At 69.7% G+C, this 18,128-nt stretch carries 18 protein-coding genes; 15 read left to right on the forward strand and 3 right to left on the reverse strand.

Annotated features, from left to right (window positions below; translation table 11 throughout):
* Nucleotides 1–20 precede the first annotated feature (20 nt).
* Together DAI20_RS12980 and DAI20_RS12985 are read left to right on the forward strand one after the other, a co-directional pair.
* Nucleotides 21–1,241, forward strand: coding sequence for an MFS transporter (locus tag DAI20_RS12980; protein ID WP_108251455.1), 1,221 nt, complete (start codon nt 21–23; stop codon nt 1,239–1,241).
* A 115-nt stretch (nt 1,242–1,356) separates the two neighbouring features.
* Nucleotides 1,357–2,571: a fumarylacetoacetate hydrolase family protein gene (locus DAI20_RS12985; protein ID WP_240606066.1), complete on the forward strand. Its 1,215-nt coding sequence runs from the start codon at nt 1,357–1,359 to the stop codon at nt 2,569–2,571.
* 200 nt (nt 2,572–2,771) lie between these two features.
* Here the strand turns inward: DAI20_RS12985 and DAI20_RS12990 are convergent, their stop codons facing one another.
* Nucleotides 2,772–3,491 (reverse strand): FadR/GntR family transcriptional regulator, encoded by a 720-nt coding sequence (locus DAI20_RS12990; protein WP_108251457.1) that lies wholly within the window; start codon nt 3,489–3,491, stop codon nt 2,772–2,774.
* A 118-nt stretch (nt 3,492–3,609) separates the two neighbouring features.
* Here DAI20_RS12990 and DAI20_RS12995 point away from each other — a divergent pair, with 118 nt between their 5' ends.
* Genes DAI20_RS12995 through DAI20_RS13010 form a run of 4 tightly spaced genes read left to right on the forward strand, consistent with a single transcriptional unit; the run spans nt 3,610 to nt 7,856 of the window.
* Nucleotides 3,610–4,878: an ABC transporter substrate-binding protein gene (locus tag DAI20_RS12995; protein ID WP_108251459.1), complete on the forward strand. Its 1,269-nt coding sequence runs from the start codon at nt 3,610–3,612 to the stop codon at nt 4,876–4,878.
* Nucleotides 4,868–5,800 (forward strand): carbohydrate ABC transporter permease, encoded by a 933-nt coding sequence (locus tag DAI20_RS13000; protein WP_205781444.1) that lies wholly within the window; start codon nt 4,868–4,870, stop codon nt 5,798–5,800. The genes DAI20_RS12995 and DAI20_RS13000 overlap by 11 nt, the downstream gene beginning before the upstream one ends.
* Complete coding sequence (locus tag DAI20_RS13005; RefSeq protein WP_108251461.1) at nt 5,800–6,630, forward strand: carbohydrate ABC transporter permease; 831 nt, start codon at nt 5,800–5,802, stop codon at nt 6,628–6,630. Before DAI20_RS13000 ends, DAI20_RS13005 begins: the two co-directional genes overlap by 1 nt.
* A gap of 8 nt (nt 6,631–6,638) precedes the next feature.
* Nucleotides 6,639–7,856: a mandelate racemase/muconate lactonizing enzyme family protein gene (locus tag DAI20_RS13010; protein WP_108251463.1), complete on the forward strand. Its 1,218-nt coding sequence runs from the start codon at nt 6,639–6,641 to the stop codon at nt 7,854–7,856.
* Nucleotides 7,857–8,348: 492 nt separating this feature from the next.
* On the opposite strand, the gene DAI20_RS13015 is transcribed toward DAI20_RS13010, so the two are convergent.
* On the reverse strand, nt 8,349–9,473 hold the full coding sequence (locus DAI20_RS13015; RefSeq protein WP_108251465.1) for a Gfo/Idh/MocA family protein: 1,125 nt from the start codon (nt 9,471–9,473) through the stop codon (nt 8,349–8,351).
* Entirely contained in the window at nt 9,470–10,294 is an 825-nt protein-coding gene (locus DAI20_RS13020; RefSeq protein WP_108251467.1) for a sugar phosphate isomerase/epimerase family protein, read from the reverse strand. Before DAI20_RS13020 ends, DAI20_RS13015 begins: the two co-directional genes overlap by 4 nt.
* A gap of 115 nt (nt 10,295–10,409) precedes the next feature.
* Between DAI20_RS13020 and DAI20_RS13025 the strand changes: the two genes are divergently transcribed.
* From DAI20_RS13025 to DAI20_RS13065, 9 genes are all read left to right on the forward strand, one after another.
* The gene (locus DAI20_RS13025) at nt 10,410–11,024 is read left to right on the forward strand and encodes a TetR/AcrR family transcriptional regulator (protein ID WP_108251469.1); all 615 of its coding nucleotides are present in this window, start codon (nt 10,410–10,412) and stop codon (nt 11,022–11,024) included.
* Nucleotides 11,025–11,217: 193 nt separating this feature from the next.
* Nucleotides 11,218–11,427 (forward strand): hypothetical protein, encoded by a 210-nt coding sequence (locus DAI20_RS13030; protein ID WP_159085039.1) that lies wholly within the window; start codon nt 11,218–11,220, stop codon nt 11,425–11,427.
* Between the two features lie 32 nt (nt 11,428–11,459).
* Complete coding sequence (locus DAI20_RS13035; RefSeq protein ID WP_159085040.1) at nt 11,460–11,675, forward strand: three-helix bundle dimerization domain-containing protein; 216 nt, start codon at nt 11,460–11,462, stop codon at nt 11,673–11,675.
* Between the two features lie 12 nt (nt 11,676–11,687).
* On the forward strand, nt 11,688–12,329 hold the full coding sequence (locus DAI20_RS13040) for a dihydrofolate reductase family protein (protein WP_108251475.1): 642 nt from the start codon (nt 11,688–11,690) through the stop codon (nt 12,327–12,329).
* 96 nt (nt 12,330–12,425) lie between these two features.
* Complete coding sequence (locus tag DAI20_RS13045) at nt 12,426–12,698, forward strand: hypothetical protein (RefSeq protein ID WP_159085041.1); 273 nt, start codon at nt 12,426–12,428, stop codon at nt 12,696–12,698.
* A gap of 117 nt (nt 12,699–12,815) precedes the next feature.
* On the forward strand, nt 12,816–13,769 hold the full coding sequence (locus tag DAI20_RS13050) for a manganese catalase family protein (RefSeq protein WP_108251479.1): 954 nt from the start codon (nt 12,816–12,818) through the stop codon (nt 13,767–13,769).
* A gap of 200 nt (nt 13,770–13,969) precedes the next feature.
* On the forward strand, nt 13,970–15,250 hold the full coding sequence (locus DAI20_RS13055; RefSeq protein WP_108251481.1) for an FUSC family protein: 1,281 nt from the start codon (nt 13,970–13,972) through the stop codon (nt 15,248–15,250).
* Nucleotides 15,251–15,338: 88 nt separating this feature from the next.
* Nucleotides 15,339–15,821: a hypothetical protein gene (locus DAI20_RS13060; protein WP_108251483.1), complete on the forward strand. Its 483-nt coding sequence runs from the start codon at nt 15,339–15,341 to the stop codon at nt 15,819–15,821.
* A gap of 225 nt (nt 15,822–16,046) precedes the next feature.
* The gene (locus DAI20_RS13065) at nt 16,047–17,972 is read left to right on the forward strand and encodes a fibronectin type III domain-containing protein (RefSeq protein WP_159085042.1); all 1,926 of its coding nucleotides are present in this window, start codon (nt 16,047–16,049) and stop codon (nt 17,970–17,972) included.
* Nucleotides 17,973–18,128: the final 156 nt, after the last annotated feature.

The following is an 18,128-nucleotide window of genomic DNA, read 5'->3' on the forward strand; positions in this document are numbered from 1 at the left end:
GGCGGGGACTCGATGCGTTCATGACCGCCGCCGTCGCCCGGGAGGCCGCGGTGCCCCGGTCGATGCTCCTGCTCCCGGTCTTCGCGATGCTCGTCGGGTTCGGGCCGCTGACGATCGACCTCGTCCTGCCCTTCCTGCCGATGCTGCAGGCCGATCTGGGGATTCCGGTCGCGACCGCTCAGCTCGTGATCACGGGTGCGACCTTCGGCTTCGCCGCGGGCCAGCTCGTGGCGGGCCCGCTCAGCGACGCGGTGGGACGGAGGTGGCCGCTCGGCGTGTCCGCCGTCCTGCACATCGCGGCGAGCCTGATCGCGGCGACGACCGCAGACACCGCCGTACTCCTTACCGCGCGGGTCGTGCAGGGTGCGGCATGCACCGCGGCGGGAGTGGTGGTCGTCGCCATCGTCCGCGATCTCTACGGCGGGAAGCGACTCATCACCATGCTGGCGAACCTCGCCGTCATCGTGAGCGTCTTCCCGATCCTCGTGCCCTCGGTGGGAGCGCAGCTCACGAAGGTCATCGACTGGCGGGGTTCCTTCCTGGCCGTGGCGGTGTGGGGCACCGTCGCCACGGCGGTGGCGCTGATCGTCCTCCCCGAGACGCTGCCGCCCGAGCGCCGGCACCAGGGCGGGCTCCTGCCGTCGCTGCGGAACTCCGTCGGGCTGCTCCGCCGACCACGGATCCTCGCCCTCTCCGCGGCCTCCGCGGCCGGCTGGGCGGTCGCCTTCAGCTATCTCGCGACCGCGCCCTTCCTGTACACCAACGTCTACGACGTGAACGCCGACGGCTACGGCCTGCTGTTCCTCGCGACGTCCCTCGTGACGATCGCGTCCGGCCAGGTGGCAGGCCGGCTGATCGTGCCGCGCTTCGGCGCGCGGCGGGCGATGGTGCTGTCCTCGGTGATCACCGCCCTCGGTGCAGTCGGGATCGTCCTGCTCGCCCTCGGAGGCACGCCGCCCCTGCTCGTCGTCGTGGCCGCGCTCACCGTCGCGCTGGCCGGCCGATCCATCGGCGCGCCGGCGGTGCAGTACCTCTCGCTGCAGGGCCCGGCGGGTGAGGCCGGAAGCGTCACGGCGATCCTCGGCACGGTCAGCTTCACGGTGGCGGGGCTGGTCATGCCGGTCATGGGCGCGTACGCCGAGGTGTCATTGATCCCGTTGGGGCTGTTCGTCCTCCTCGCCGCAGCCGTCGAGGCCGCCGTCGCGCTCCTGCTTCGCCCGGCATCCCGCCGCTTCTCCTGAGCACGAGGAAGCGGACGCGATCGCAAGGGCATAAATTATGATTACTTCGGGATGCAGATCAGCCCGGACGACGACCGGCGTCGCCGCTGCACCCGGAACAAGAAGGACGAGCGCAGTGACAACGACGCCACCCGAGTACCTCGAGGATGCCGCCCCCGCGTGGCAGGGAACGCCGGAGCAGGTGCTGCCCCGGGGCGCCGACAGGGCGACGCTCGTAGGCCGGATATGGGACCCGCGTTCGGGCGGCCCCTCTCCCGTTGTGGTCCGGGACGGCGAGCTCTGGGACATCAGCGCGACCTTCCCCACGATCAGCGACCTCTGCGAGACGGAGGATCCCGCGGCCGCGGCTCGGAACGCGCCGGGGGAGCGGATAGCGACGGTCGCCGACGCCCTCCGCAACACCCCGCCGGAGTCGCGGACTTCGGATCTGCCGTGGCTGCTGTCCCCGATCGACCTCCAGGCCGTGAAGGCGGCCGGCGTCACGTTCGCGGCCTCCCTGATCGAGCGGGTCATCGAGGAGCGCGCCGGAGGAGATGCCGACGCGGCGGCAGCGATCCGGAACGAGCTCGTCGCCCTCGTCGGCACCGACCTCGCGGGCGTGGTGCCCGGGTCGGCGGACGCCGCACGGATGAAGGACCACATGGTGCGGCAGGGCACGTGGAGCCAGTACCTCGAGGTCGGCATCGGGCCGGACGCGGAGGTGTTCACGAAGGCGCAGGTGCTGTCGACGGTCGGACCGGCGACGGACGTCGGCGTGCTCGCCGCGTCGCACTGGAACAACCCGGAGCCGGAGGTCGCGCTGCTCGTGCAGTCGACCGGACGGATCGTGGGCGCAACGCTGGCGAACGACGTCAATCTTCGGGACATCGAGGGCAGATCAGCGCTGTTACTGGGTCGCGCGAAGGACAACAACGCGTCGGCTGCTGTCGGCCCCTTCCTCCGGCTCTTCGACCCCGGATTCGGCCTCGACGACGTGCGCACGCTGAAAGTCGCACTCACGGTTCACGGCGTGGATGGCTTCGAGCTGAACGCGGTGTCGGACATGTCGGCGATCTCGCGTGACCCGCGGGCACTCGTGGACCAGCTGATCGGCGACCATCACTCCTACCCCGACGGTGCACTCCTCATGCTCGGCACGATGTTCGCGCCCATCGACGACCGGGACGCGCCGGGCGGTGGGTTCACCCACAAGCGGGGCGACATCGTCCGCATCTCGTCGCCCGAGCTCGGACTGCTCGCCAATCGCGTCAGCCACTCGGAGGAGTGCGAGCCGTGGACCTTCGGCGCGAGAGCGCTGATGCGGAACCTCGCATCGCGGGGTCTTCTCTAAGGCGGCAGCCCCGGGCGCGGGCGCGGTCGGGTCGCGGTCGGAGAGGACGCGTCGAGAACGCAATTCAGCAGATCCCTGCCGACACGCCGCTCCGCGGTCGCGACACGCCGGTCCCTGATCCAGTCCTGCTGAGTTGCGTCGTTCGCGGGACGCCTCATGACCGAGCCGCGTACGGGGTCAGGGCGTGCCGCGCCGGCCGATCAGACCGTCGAGTCGAACGGCGGCTCGCCCGACCGGAGGTCCTCGTCCGAGTCGCGTAGGGCGTAACGCATGGTGCGCTCGGCGGCGTCCGGATCGCCGTCGCGGATGGCCTCCAGCACCGCCTGGTGGTCCGGCACCGGGTCCATCCACCGCGCCTCGGGGTGATGCTGGATGCGGTTGCGGGCCTCCAGGGCGTGCGTGATCACGACGTCCAGGCGCGTGTAGAGCTCGTTGTGGGTCGCCGTGAGAAGGCGCAGGTGGAACTCCAGGTCGGCGGCGACGAGGCGCTCGATGTCCTGCCCCGCGGCAGCGAACGCGTCGAAGGCGGATCGCAGCGCAACCAGGTCGTCGTCCGTCCGACGCATCGCCGCCAGCCGCGCCGCCGCCGGCTCGATGGCATCGCGGAGCTCCGAGAGGTCGGCCAGGAGGCGGTCGTCGTCCCTCCTGGCCTCTCGTCGCCACCGCATGACGTCACTGTCGAGGAGGCTCCAGGCATCACGGCTGCGCACGAAGGTGCCGCGCTTCGGACGGGAATCGACGAGGCCTTTCGCGCCGAGCACGCGCAGCGCTTCCCGCACGACGGTCTTGCTCACGCCGAACTCCGGCTCGAGACCGTCGATGTCGATGATCGATCCCGGCGGGTAGTCGCCGCGGATGATCCGCAGACCGAGCAGGGCGACCACTTCTCCGTGAAGGCCGCGGCCCGGGTACACCGCCATGCGTCCGACCCTAGCGCAGCGCCCGGTTAACCCGACGCGGGGTTGCTTTGTTTTCATTTCTTAGTATTTTATAAAGAGAGCCCGCCCGAGCTCGTCTCGTCTTACGAAGGAGTAATAGATGGCACATTCGACGTCGCTGCGCTCGCGCCGCGCAGCAGTAGCTCTGGCCCTCGCATCCGGTCTCGTCCTCGCCGCCTGCTCGTCTCCCGCCGGCTCCGACTCGCCCTCCGAGGGCGAGGCCGTCGAGCCCGCGACCATCACGTTCGCGGCGTCGACCTTCGGAGACCCCGGTCTCGGTCCGCGCCTGCAGGGCCTTATCGACACGTACAACTCGAGCCAGGATGTCGTGACCATCGAGCCGGCCGCGGTGCCGTTCCCCACCTTCGGGCAGACCGTGCTCACCCAGATGGGTGGGGGCGAGGGACCCGACCTGGTGCGCTTCGACATGCCGGAGTTCACCTCGGCCGCGGACGCCGGCCTCCTCGAGCCGCTCGACGACCTGATCGATGCCGACGAGCTCGGCCTCCAGCCCGGCCCGGACGAGTACATGACGGTGAACGACTCCCGCTACGGCGTGATCTTCGACACTTCGAACTACGTCATGTACTACAACACTGACCTCATCCCCGAGCCGCCGACCACGTTCGACGAGTTCATGGCGACGGCGAAGGCCACCACCCAGGGCGACGTCTACGGCCTGGCCTTCCGCCAGACGCAGGCGGAGGAGAACGGGGTGTGGCAGGACATCTTCAACTACGTCTACGGCTTCGGCGGCGAGTGGTCGGACGGCGAGAAGCTCACCCTCAACAACCCCAAGAACGTCGAGGGCCTCGAGGCGTACCAGTCGCTGTACGACGCCAACGTCATCCCCAAGGGTGCCGACGCCGCCACCTTCCGCAAGATGTTCGCGCAGGGCAAGGTCGGCATGGAACTGAACAACGGCGGCTACCTCGTCGCCACGCGCGGGACGAACCCCGACCTCAAGTTCAGCGTCGCCCCCATCCCGTTCCCCGTGCGTGCGCAGGGGGCGATCATGGCGCCGATCGTGATCAACGCGAACAGCGAGCACAAGGACGCGGCCATGGACTTCATCAACTGGGTGCTCGAGGAGGAGAACCAGGTCGCCCTGCAGGAAGCACTCGGCGCGTCCAGCGTCGCGACCAAGACCGAGCGCACCGAGGAGCAGCTGGCCGAGACGCCCTTCCTGCCCGTCTACGACGAGCTCACGAACTCCAGTGCTCCGCAGATCGTCGTGGGCTTCGGTCCGCAGACCGCCGACATCCGCAAGATCGTCGTGACCCAGGTCATCGCCGCCCTCCAGGGTCAGCAGACGATGAAGGAGGCCATGGACAAGGCTCAGGACGAGGCGGAGCAGCTTGTCGGCTGAGCAGGCCGGCGCCGGCGTCGCCCTTCGGCGACGTCGGCGCAGCCCGCTGGGGAGCAGGTGGACCCCGTACATCTTCCTGCTCCCGGCGGCCGCCTACATCTTCCTCTTCCAGGCCATCCCGCTCGTCCAGGAGATCTACCTCAGCTTCACCCGCACGAATCTGCTGAACCCGACCCGGAGCGTCTGGGTCGGCCTGGAGAACTACGAGAAGATCTTCGCCAGCGCCGGCTTCCAGCAGACGCTCCTCACGACCCTCGGCTACGTGATCGCCTGCGTGGTCGGTGCCGTCGGCTCCGGTCTCGGAGTCGCGCTGCTGCTCAACGGCCGCTTCCCGGGTCGAGGGATCGCGCGCGCCCTGGTCACCGTGCCGTGGGCGGCGCCGGGGATCGCCACCGCCCTCATCGCGACCTGGATGCTCAACGCGCAGTACGGCATCATCACCCGGGTGCTCCGCGCCATCGGCGTCGACGTCGGTGAGAGCGGCATCCTCGACAATCCCGACCTGGCGCTGGTCGCCATCCTCGCCACGACCATCTGGCAGCTGTTCCCGTTCGTGGCCGTCGTGCTCCTGTCGGCGCTGCAGTCGGTGCCCGCGGAACTCACCGAGGCCGCGGAGATGGACGGGGCCAACCGCTGGTGGTCGTTCCGTGTGGTGACGTGGCAAGTCATCAAGCCCACGGTCGGACTCGTCGCGCTGCTGATGACGATCTGGTCCCTGCGGCGTTTCGAGCTCATCTGGCTGATGACCCGGGGCGGCCCCCTCGGCACCACCAGGACTCTCGTCATCGACCTGTACTCGCAGGCGTTCGACTCCAAGCAACTGGGCAACGCCGCCGCCATCGGCATGGTCGGCATCGTCATCGCCCTGATCGTCGTCGTCGGCAGCAGCCTGGTCAGCCGGGCCGCAGAGAGAGGTGCCTGATGCGTCGGGTCAGAATCGGCGTCGTCGGCCGGATGATCGGCGTCCTGGTCGTCCTCGGGATCGCGGTGTTCCCGATCTACTGGATGTTCACGACGGCGCTGTCGAGCGACGCGGATCTGTTCGCCGCCCAGCCCCGGCTGGTGCCGGACTTCGGTCAGTTCGGCGTGTTCGTCGATGCTCTCGCCGACGGCCCCACGCTGACCTGGCTCAGGAACAGCACCATCGTCGCCGTGGGCACCACCGCACTGTCCATCGTCCTCGGCATCCCGCTCGCCTACGCGCTCTCCCGCTTCTCCTTCCGGGGGAAGGTCGCCGTCGGTCTGCTGCTCCTCATGACGCAGATGCTGCCCGAGGCCCTCATGGTCGTGCCGCTGTTCTCCCTGTACCGCCGGTTCGAGCTGCTCGACTCGCTCGTCGGCCTCGTCCTCGCGAACACCGCGTTCGTCCTGCCCATCGTCGCCCTCGTGCTGAAGGGCGCCATCGACGGCGTCCCGCGCGAGCTGGAGGAGGCGGCGCGGGTCGACGGGAGCCGTCCGCTGACCGTGCTGCTGCGCATCAACGTTCCGATCATCGCCCCGGCGATCGCCGCCGCCGCCGTGATCGCGTTCTTCCACGCCTGGAACGAGTACGTCTTCGCGGTGACGTTCATCTTCAACAAAGCCCTGCAGCCCGCGTCGGTGGGCCTGGCCGGCTTCGTCGGCGAACAGGGAACAGCCATCCAGACGATCATGGCGGTGGCGTTCATGTTCACGCTCCCCGCCGTCGCGTTCTACCTCTTCGCTCAGAAGTACGTCGTCTCCGGAATGACGGCCGGCGCCGTCAAGGGATAGGAACCCCTATGAGAATCACCAAGCTCGACACCGTCACGGTCGATTTCTATCGGACCAACCTCATCTTCCTCGTGGTCCGGACGGACGAGGGGATCACCGGCGTCGCGGAGGCGACGTTGGAGGGGCAGGAACTCGCCGTGCACGGGGCGGTCCGGCTGCTGGAGCAGGCGGTGGTGGGCAAGGACCCGACCCGCATCTCGCAGCTCATCTACGAGACGGCACGCAACGGGTACTGGCGCGGCGGGCCGGTCACGGGTACGGCCTTCAGCGCTCTCGAGATGGCCCTCTGGGACATCTCCGCCCGCGCTCTCGGGGTGCCCGTTCACCGCATGCTCGGCGGGGCCATCCGCGATCGCGTCCGGGCGTACGCCAACGGGTGGTTCTCGGGAGCGTCCAAGCCGGAGCACTTCGCCGAGGCCGCCGTCGCGACCGTCGCGTCCGGGTTCCGGGGGCTCAAGTGGGACCCGTTCGAGGCGTCGGACCTGCACCTCACCGATCGCGACATCGACCGCATGCTGGAGCCCGTGGCGGCCGTGCGGGACGCGGTCGGAAGCGACGTCGAGCTGTTCATCGAGGGACACGGCCGGTTCGACGTGCCCACGGCCATCCGCGTCGCCCGGCGGCTGGAGCAGTTCAACCCCGTGTTCTTCGAGGAGCCGTGCCCGCCGGAGGGCGTGGACGCGATGATCGAGATCCGCCGGCACTCTCCCGTCGCGATCGCGGCGGGGGAGCGGTGGTACGGCCGGCAGGGCTTCGTCTCGGCGCTCGAGCGCGGCGCCGTCGACTTCGTCCAGCCGGATGTCACGCACGCGGGCGGCCTGCTGGAACTGTCCTTCATCTCCACCCTCGCGGCCCACCACTACGTGCCCTTCGCGCCGCACAACCCGAGTGGACCCCTGAGCACCGCGGCGACCCTCCAACTCGGTGCGACGCTGCCGAACTTCCGGTACCTCGAGATCATGGCCATCGACGTGCCCTGGCGATCGGACATCTCCGACGAGCGCCTGCAGCTGACGGCCGACGGCGACGTCATGATCCCCGAGGGCGTCGGGCTCGGCATCGAGCTGGACTTCGACGCGATCGCCGACCACCCGTACACGCCGCACCCGATGCGCATCTTCCAGGACGCCGTCGCCGACATCCGTCCCCCGGACGCCCGGTCGTACTTCAATCGTCCCCTGCCGGGCGACGACCGGCTCGACCCAGCGGACGCACTCGCCGTGTGACACCCCCGCGGCCGCGCGCGGGAGCCGCGCAGTGCGCGCGGCGGGGAGAGCTAGGCCGACGAGGCACCGACCTCGGGACGAGGGAGAAGGGCGGCCCAGCCTCGCCGGGGGAAGCGAGGCTGGGCCGAGAAGAGCGCGACGCTAGGGGGACATCAAGCGCTCTATCGGGTTTCCGGAGCGGCGTGCAGATCAGGGGGTGCCGGCTCCGGTGTTGCTCGCCGGTCGGGGGTGTTCCGGCGATGACTCGACACTACAGTCCGTGTCCGCATATTGGAGGACACGGCGGGTCCCCAAAAAAGGGGACACGACGCCCGTTCCGAACGTGCCGACCGACGACGCTCTCCAGTGTTGCGCGGCTTTAGCGCTCGGGCCCGCGCTGCCCGGGGCTCAGCGCATGCCCGTGATGGGCGGAGCACAGTCGCGGCGCACGGAGCGTGTGCTCCGTTCGCCGCGACTGGGTCGTACTCCGAGTGGTCGGATCCCGCCGAACGACTACAGCGTCCTGGCGTGGGGGTCGAAGTCGGCGGGCACGGCAGGAACCGGCGCGACCGTGCTCGCAACCTCCACGAACTGTCCGTGCTCGGCCGACTCCTGAGCGGAGAGCATGATGTCGAGCACGTGGTAGCCGAGCTCGCCCGTCGCGACGTGGGGTCGGTCCTCGGCGATGGCGCGGACCATGTCGAGCACTCCGAGGCCGCGGCCGACGACGACGCCCTGCTGCTCGACCTCCTGCCACGGCTGCTCGAACGACATCCCGTCGGTCAGGACCCCGAGGGGCTTGACGTAGGCGGTGCGTCCCTCGAAGCGGTTCGGGTCGGGCAGCACGATGCTGCCCTCCGTGCCGTGGATCTCGACGATGCCGTGGCGCTCGAGTGCCGAGTCGAAGCTCAACAGGCTCTGAGCCTGCTGCCCGGCCGCGAACGAGGTGAGCACCTGGATGGTCGATGGCACCTGCACGGGGAAGGTGTTCCCCGTGTTCGGTCCGGCGTGGATCTGCCGTTCCTCGCGCGCCTTCATGCCGAGCGCCGCGACACTGTCGACGGGGCCGAACAGGCTGACCAGGGCGGAGAAGTAGTACGGGCCCATGTCGAGCAGCGGGCCCGCGCCGTGCGCGAAGAGGAACGCCGGGTTGGGGTGCCAGAGGTCGGGGCCCTGCGTCTGGAACGCCGTCTGCGCGAACAGCGGCTGCCCGATGACGCCCTCGGCGATGGCGCGCTTGGCGGTCTGGAAGCCGGGCCCGAGCACGGTGTCCGGGGCGGACCCGATGCGCACGCCCGCGGCGGTGGCGTCCTGCAACAGCGCCGCGGTGCTCTCCCGGTCGAGACCGAGCGGCTTCTCCGTCCAGACGTGCTTGCCGGCGGCCACGGCCGCGGCGGACACCTGCACGTGGACGGCGGGCACCGTGAGGTTGACGACGAGTTCCACACCGGGGTGAGCGAGCACGTCCTCCGCCGTGCCGGATGCGGGCACGCCGTACTTGTCGGCCTGCGCGCGGGCACGGTCGGTGTCGATGTCGCCCAGGATGAGTACCTGAACGTCGGGGAACGAGGTGAGGTTCTCGAGGTAGGTGTCGCTGATGACCCCGACGCCGATGAAGCCGACTCCGACGGCGCTCACTTGACGTATCCGCCGTCGCGCAGGAAGGCCAGGCTCGCGGCGACGTCGTCGAAGACGTCGCCGGGCGCGCGGTCGTACTCGATCACGGCGTACTGCAGCGACGACGCGGCGCGCAGGGCGGCGTCGAGGGGCACCTCGCCGGTGCCCGCGTGCCGCTGGTCCAGGCTGTCCGACCCGAATGCGGGGGCGCCGGGGGCCCAGGGGTTGCTCGCGGGCACGACGCCGTCCTTCACGTGCACCGCGACGAGGCGGGAGCCGAGCTTCTGCACGAGGGCGGGCACGTCCTGACCGCCGGCCATCGCCCAGAAGAGGTCGAGCTCGAGGGCCACGCGCTCATCCGTGAGCGAGACGAAGCGCTCGTACGCGCTGACGCCGTCGAAGTCCGCGATGAACTCCTGCGCGTGGTTGTGATAGCCGACCGTGAGACCGAACCCGGCAGCGACCTCGGCGGCAGAGTTGAGCCGCTCCGCGATGTCGGCCACGCCGTCCTCGGTCAGCCACCGCTGCGGGTCGACGAAGGGGTCAATCACCGTGCGCATGCCGGCCGTCGCCGCCGCCTCGAACACGACCTCGGGTGCGGGCGTCGGGATCGACCCGTCCGGCGTCCACAGCTCGTCCGACAGCAGAGGAGCGTGACCGGTGGGGGAGGATAGACCGCTCGCGTCGAGCGCGGCACGCAGTTCGGGCGCGCGCCGGACGAAATCGAACGCCTCGACGTTGGAGAGCCCCGCGGCCGCCAACCTGTCGAGCGAGCCCTGCATGTCGGCGGAGAACTCCTTCGCCAGCGAATAGAGCTGAACGGATGCTTCGGGCAGGGCCACGGTGCCTTCTTTCGTACGTCGTCGTTGTCGAAAGCGTCTCCGTCCGAGGAGGCGCTGAGGAGACGCTAACAGAAGAAAGCTCCGCGTGGAGGTATTTGTGCAGTAGGTTCTCGGCATGACCCATGACGACGCCAATCCGGTCATCGGGCGAGCCGGGTCCTACGCGAAAGGCGTGGCGAGGAGGCAGGAGATCCTCGACCGCGCGATCGAGGTGTTCGCCCAGCGCGGCGGGTACGGCACATCCCTGCGCAGCATCGCCCAGGCCATCGGCGTCTCCCACGCGGCGCTGCTGCACTACTTCGACTCGCGGGAGCAGCTGCTGCTCGCCGTGTACGAGCACGCCGAGCTCATCCGCAACTCGGACCAGGCGGCACCTCAGCCGAAGAGCGCGGTCGACGTCATGACGCTGGCGGCGACGGCCAACGTGCGCGTTCCCGGGCTCGTCGTGCTGTACACGACCCTTGTCGCGGCGGCCCTCGAGGCGGGCAACGCCACCAGCCGGGCGTACTTCACCGAGCGCTTCGACCGGGTGCGTCGCGGACTCGCGGACCGGCTGCGGGCCGAGCAGGCGCGTGGCGTGATCCGCCAGGACGTCGATCCCGAGCAGATCGCCGCCCTCATCGTCGCGGCGTCCGACGGCCTGCAGATCCAGTGGTTGCTCGAGCCCTCCGTGAATCTGCAGCAGATCCTCGGCGCGCTCGAGACCCTGCTCCGTCCGCCGGTGGACTAGCGCGCGGCCACGGCTACGCGATTTCTTCAACTGCCTGTAACACGCCTGTTTCACGCCCGGAACGTCCGCTCTGCAGACTCGGAACGACTGCACGGGAGCAATGGGCATAAGCGGGTGAGGGAACGTGATCCTGCAGAGGACGCACGCGAACCGATGGGTGGCGCGGAGGTCGCGGCGGCAGCCGGCGAAAGGGGTGATCACGCGCATCGGCTCCGCGGGGCAGGCGGTCTACAAGACCTACGCCCTGACCGACGATGCGTCCGAGCGGCTCATCCTGAGGGACGCGACCTCCCTCGAGGTCGCCTTTGCACTGCTTCTCGCCCACCACAGTCGGGCGCAGCCCGCCCCCGCCGTTAACGACCCCGTCCACGACGCCGTCGCGGTGGACGCGAGCGCGAGTTGACTCGGGGTGCTCCGGGCAGAGACACTCCAACCATGGTCAACGATGCAAGCGATGAAGACGTGATGCGCCAGGTGGCGGAGAAGCTGGCGGGCAGGTATCCCGACGCCTCGAGGACGGAGCTCGACGACATGGTGCGCGAGGAGTTCTCGGCGCTGTCCGGGCGGCCGGTCAGCTCGTACCTTTCCATCCTGACCGAGCGAGCCGTGCGCAAGCGCCTGAAGAAGACCGGCGCGGCGGCCGAGCAGTAGGGCGACGGTCCCGTGGCGGTTCGCCTCGACCTCAACATCTCGCTCGACGGCGTCGCGATGCCGACCGGCCAGTCCCCGGAGAACCCGATGGGTGAGGACTGGGGGAGGCTCGTCGAGCACTATGCCGCCACGAGGACCTTCCAGGAACGCGTGCTGCACGACAGCTCGGGACGGGGCACGACGGGCGTCGATGATCGCTACGCCGCGGCGTACTTCGAGGGAATCGGTGCGGAGATCATGGGAGCCGGGATGTTCGGGCTGCACGCATTTTCGGACGACCCCGAGTGGCGGGGCTGGTGGGGCGATGAGCCGCCGTTCGGCGTTCCGGTGCTCGTCCTGACCCACGAGAAGCGCGCTCCGATCGACTTCGCCAACGGCACCCGCTTCGAGTTCCTGACCGCGAGTCCGGGCGAGGCACTCGGCCGGGCGCGGGATCTGGCCGGCGGGGACGACGTCCGGGTCGGCGGGGGAGCGGGAGTAGCGCGGGCCTTCCTGGCGGCGCGCCTCGTGGATCGCCTCCACGTCGCCATCGCCCCGGTCGTGCTGGGCCGGGGTGTCCGGCTGTGGGAGGACCTGCGGGACCTCGATCGCGACTACGCCGTCACGTCGGAGGTCGCCGAGAGCGGAGTTCTGCACGTCACGTTCGCGCGCTGAGCCAGGTTCGCACGCCTCGACCGACACGGCGGTGGCTCCTGCGGGCTTCTGGCGGGTCGGCGGTGTTCAATGAGGAAAACCGACGGGCGGAGAACCATGGAACGAATCACGATGCACGTCGACGGAGCGTCGCACCTCCTCGCCCAGGGTCAGGACCCGGAGAGCATCAAGGGCGCCGTCGTCCAGGCGGCGCGCGATGGCGCCGACATGGTCAGGGTGACGGTGGTCGGCAACAGGGAACTCGACGTGCTCGTGACTCCGGGGATCCCGATCACCTTCGAATCGGAGACCGTGGCCGACGATCCACGGGACGACGGCGACCTGCGGTCCCCGTTCGCGCTCGAGAGCTTCGACGAGTACATGGAGTAGAAGCCCGGGTCTCCCGTCCATCTCCTGGGAAGGGGGAGCCTGCCGGCTCAGTTTCCGGTCCGTGAGACGAGGCTGACCACGGCGACAGCCCGTCGCCTGGATCGCCGAGGAGGCCCCATGTACTTCCATGCCCAGACCTGGATCAACGAGATCGCCGACGGCGAGCCCGACCCCGCAGCCGCGAACGCTCTGCAGGAGGGGCTCGGCGGACAGTTCGGCGAGATGCGTACGATGATGCAGTACCTCTTCCAGGCCATGAACTTCCGCGGTCCCGCCGCGAAGCCCTACCGCGACCTGATCCAGGGCGTCGGCACGGAGGAGATCAGCCACGTCGAGCTCATCGGCACCACCATCTCCCGCCTGCTCGACGGCTCGCCCGAGTACAGCGGCAAGCTCACCGACCCGTTGGACACGCCCGGTGCCGGTGGAGCCATCCCGCTGAACATCGCGCTCGATACGAGCAACATCCACCACTACCTCGTGGGCGCCCAGGGCGCGCTGCCCGTCGACTCCGCGGGCAACCCGTGGAGCGGCAGCTATGTCTACAACTCCGGCAACCTCCCGCTCGACCTGCTGTACAACCTCATGCTGGAGTCGACGGGTCGCCTGCAGAAATGCCGCATCTACGAGATGACGGACAACCCCACTGCGCGCAGCACCATCGCGTACCTCATCGTGCGCGACCAGGCGCACGAGAACGCGTACGCGCGGGCGCTCGAGACGCTGGGCGTGAACTGGTCCACTCTGCTGCCGATTCCGAAGACCAATGCGGAGCAGTTCCCCGAGGTCAAGAAGCTGCTCGACCTGGGCCTGCAGAGCAAGCAGTACAGCTTCGACCTCGATGACAAGTCGGAGGCCGGCAAGATCTTCCGCGGTGCGTCGCCGTCCAATGACGGCACGACGCTCGACGCCACCGAGCAGGCTCCGCAGGGCGTGCCGTCCTTCATCGCGCCGGAGCGCCTCGAGGAGTTCGCCCCCGGCCTCGACGCGAGCCTTCTCGCGCTGATTCAAGAGACGGCGGAGCTCGAGCTCGCCGAGATCACCTCGTACTACGGGCCGAAGTCGGCCTAGTCCGCCTGGTTCGTCGAGTCCGCAGCGGGAGTTCGGAGACTCGCGCTCCCGCTGCGGCATCGAACCACCGGATCCGCTCCCTCCTCCGCCCACCCCGCAGTCTCCGCGGTCCCCATACTTGAGGAGAAGCACTTCTGGCACGACTTCGAGGAGCCCCCCGGCGGACTGCCTCAGGTTCGGCCCGCGTCGAAGGATCCGGTATGGGTGCACGGCCTCACCAGCGGCGCGTCCCCTCGCGCCTGCACCCACGCCGGCTGCTGCTGTGGCTCTGGCCGGAGCTTCCGGCCTCGTGGGCTCAGGTGCCGGAACGCCTGCTCCCATCGGCCAGGAACATCGCCCGGCTCACGATCGCCGCGGTCGTCGCGTACGTGGTCGCCGACTCCGTCTTCCCGGGGATCCTCGACCTGACGGCACCCCTGACCGCGCTCCTCGTCGTGCAGGCCTCCACCGTGGGCACCCTGCTCATGGGTGTCGTCCGGGTCGGCGCCGTGCTGACCGGCGTGCTCGTGGCCGTGGTGACGACGACGTACCTAGGGCTCTCCTGGTGGAGCCTCGCCCTCGTGATCGCGGCCTCGCTCGTGATCGCCAACCTCCTGCGACTCGGCCACCAGACGCTTGAGGCGCCCATCAGCGCCATGCTCATCCTGGCCGTCTCGGCTCCCGGCGTCGCGGCGGAGGTGCGCGTCGCCAACACGCTCATCGGCACCGTCGTCGGCATCGTGTTCAGCCTGGTCGTGCCGATCGCCATCCAGAACGCGCAGGCCAGCCAGGCGGTGCGGCGGGTCACCCGGTCCCAGGCCGCCCTCTTCAACGAGATCGCGAGCACGCTCGGCGAGCGCGCCCCGCATCCGGATGAGGTGGCCGCGTGGACCGAGTGGACCGGCGACATCGCCGCGGAGCTCCAGGCCGCGTCGGCCGCCGTGGACGCGGCTCGGGAGGGCCGGCGTCTGAACCCGCGGGCGCTCACGACCGCGACCGTGCACCCGGGCCTCGCGTCCGCCGTCGAGAGGCTCGACCGGGCCCTCGCCGCGCAGCGCGTCCTCGTCATCACCATCGGCGGACGCGCGCCCGCCGACGCCCTGACGCCCTCTGGCCCGTCGGAGGCCGACCTGAGGCGGGCTTTCGCCGTCGTGCTCGACGACGTCGCGACCTGCCTCCGGGCGTTCGGCGACCTCATCCTGGCGGAGTACGGGCGGGTGAAGGCGGACCGTGCCGACGAGGCATTCGAGCGGACCCTCGACGCCGTGCGGGAGGCCCGCGCGGTGCTGACGGAGCTCACCCTCCTCGACGTCGACCCGCGCGGCCAGACCGAGCTCTGGCTGCTGCACGGCTCCGTCCTGTCCGCCATCGAGCAGGTGGTCGCGCAGCTGGACGTCGAACACGCCGAACGCAGCACGGAGCCGTGGCTGGACCGACGGGCCATCCCCGTGCTTCGCAAGCCGCTTCGCGTGGCGCACCGGCGCGCCGGCCGGTCGGAGTGACCGGCCGCGGTCGGCGCCTCCGCGTCCCGTCACAGGCGCCCTCGTCGGCGTTCAGGTTCGCAGCACCGGGCCTCGGGAGAATGTCGGCATGCGTCCCGTGCTTCGCCTGACCTCCGCCGCCCTGCTCTCCACCGGACTCGTGCTGTCGCTCGCCGGTTGCGGCGGCCTCGCCGACAACGTCGTGCAGGGCGTCGTCGGCAGCCAGGTGGAGCAGTTCAGCGAGGGCGCGCAGGAGCAGCTGCGCGAGGCTCTCGGTGGCATCGACTTCACGACCGACGGCACACTGCCCTTGGGATTCCCGGCGGAGGTCCCCCTCGTCTCGGACGACGTTCTCCGCGGCGGCACGGCCGCCGAGAACGCCGGATGGGCGGCGCAGGTGCGGGTCGCCGACGCCTCCGCCTTCGCCGACGCGCAGGCCCGGCTCGAGGACGCGGGCTACTCCGCGTCCGGGGTGAGCGCTGATGCGGACGCGGGCTTCGGCATCTTCACCTCCTCGGCGTATCGGGTCGTCCTCACCGTCGCGAAGGACGGCGACGCGCACGTGGCGACCTACATCGTGACGCCGGCCTGACCTCTTCAGCCCTCCCTTCCTCCCGTCCTTCCTCGTACCATCCCGTCGGATCCGGACCCCGCCCGAGGTCATGGATCCGGAGAGCCCAAGACTTTCCCAAGGCCGACCGTGGACTGTGACTCCCATCGAGGAGTCTCTGCTGCTGGCGCATCGACGCTCGGTACCCATTGGCCATGAGGAGGCAAAACAATGTTGTTAGATCGGACAGGAGACAGGCGCCGTCGGATGCGCCGCACCGTCGGGATCGGTGCTGTACTCGGCGTCGCGACCGCCGGACTGGTGGTCACCGCCCCCGCCGCATTCGCGGCCGTTCCCGCATTCCCCGACAACGTCGTCGTCTTCCCCGACCGCGACTTCGTGTCGGTCGAGGGATACGAGCGTTACGCCGGGGAGACGGCGACCCTGCAGGTGACCCGCGCGAACGTCGGGGTCGTGGGATCGGCGAAAGCCGTGGTCTCCGACTCCGGTGTCGCGTTCGAGGTCAACCACCCCGGTGGGGTCTGCTGGGGCGCGGGCACGGGACTCAACGTCACGCCGGACATCAAGGCCGGCGACGTCGTCTCCATCAGCTTCGCTGACGGGACGAAGGACGAGACCACGACGTCATCCGCGACCGTCACCGGAGACATGGTTCGCGACGGCACGACCATCACCGTTCAGGGCAAGTTCGGTCCGGAGGTGGACCCGGCTCGGATGGAGCAGCGGATCATCAACCCCGACCTGGTCGACGTGATCGGCAAGCGTGACATCCGCGCTATTCCCGGCCCCATCGTCCCGGCGGCGAAGGGGGGCTACAGCTCCGGACTCGAGGTGCGAGCCGACCGCACCTTCACGGCGACGTACCAGTTCGACACCCTCGAGGCTGCGACCACCGCCGCCGCCGCGGACCTCGGCGAGCGCGCGATGTACTGGCAGGAGGAGGACGCCGACGGCAACCGTCAGGGACTGACGATCGCCGAGTACGGCGAGTTCGGCGGACCCGGCATGGGCGGCTGCCCCTCCGGTCCCGGTCAGCAGGGCGCCCCCGCGGGCACTGCCTCGGTGGTCCGCTCGGCGGACAAGACGTCGGCTGTCATCAAGTGGACCGCCGCGGCAGCACTGCCCGACGCCGACAAGGTGACCGGCTACAGCGTCGAGGCCGTCAACTCGGCGACCAGCACGGTCCAGGGCGTTCGCCTCGGCGCGACCGCCTCCGGCACGACGCTCACCGGGCTCGACTCGGCTGCGACCTACACCTTCGAGGTGCGGTCGATGGCGGGAAGCAAGATGAGCGTACCGTTCGGTCCCGCCACCGCCGCGGGTCCCCGTGACGAGACGCTGCCCACCCTCACCGTCACCCCCGTCGGTGGTACGACTCCCGAGGAGGCGGTCGAGGCCAACTCCGTCTCCGTGGCCAGCAACGGGGAGGTCTTCTTCACCACCGACGGCAGCTCCGTGATCGAGGGTGACGGCCCCAGCCTGACGGCTGAGCCCTACACCGGGCCGATCCCGATCACCGCGCCGACCCACGTCAACATCGCGACCTTCGACCAGGCGGGCAACCACCTGCAGGAGAGCGGTGACTACAAGCCGGTCTCGGTGGCGGCTCCCGCCACGCCGACCGGCCTGGCAGGAACCCAGACGCAGAACTCCATGGCGCTGACCTGGAACGCGGTGACCGGCACCGACATCTCCTACCAGGTGACGGTGTACGACACGAACGGCACCAAGCTGGCCACCCAGCCGCCGGTCTCGTCGGTGCCTCGCCAGAACGTGACCGGACTGACCGCAGGTACGACCTACCAGTTCACTGTCGCGGCGAAGAACGCCGGCGGAACGAGCGCCGAGTCGGAGCGCCTGATCAAGGCCACCGACACGGCGACGGACCGGATCACGATCACCACGGCGAAATGGAAGACCGGTGACTTCCGGGTCGTCGGTACCGGCTCCACGGTGGGCGCGAGCGTGCAGGTCTTCCGCGTCAACGCGGACGGCTCCCGCGGCGCGGCGATCACCGGGGCAACCGCCGCGGTCGTGGCCGCAGCACCTCCGGGCATCGGTGACTACAGCATCCGGCTGCGGACCAACGTGCCCACGACCAACCCGGGCCGGATCTACGTGGTGTCCAGCAACGGGGGAGTGGCCGGACCGTTCGCGGTAGCGAACGGCTGATCCACCGATCACCCTCGAGGGGCCCCGACGCCGCCACGGCGTCGGGGCCCCTTCCCGTGTGCCACCTCGGAGCCGGTGAGGGGAAGGAGACGCCGCCTCGCCCTGCCTCGGGCAACTCGTAGCGGCCTCGTCCCGGATACTGATGCTGTGCGCGAC

It is taken from the genome of Planctomonas deserti, from assembly GCF_003067705.1.
Lineage (GTDB): Bacteria > Actinomycetota > Actinomycetes > Actinomycetales > Microbacteriaceae > Planctomonas > Planctomonas deserti.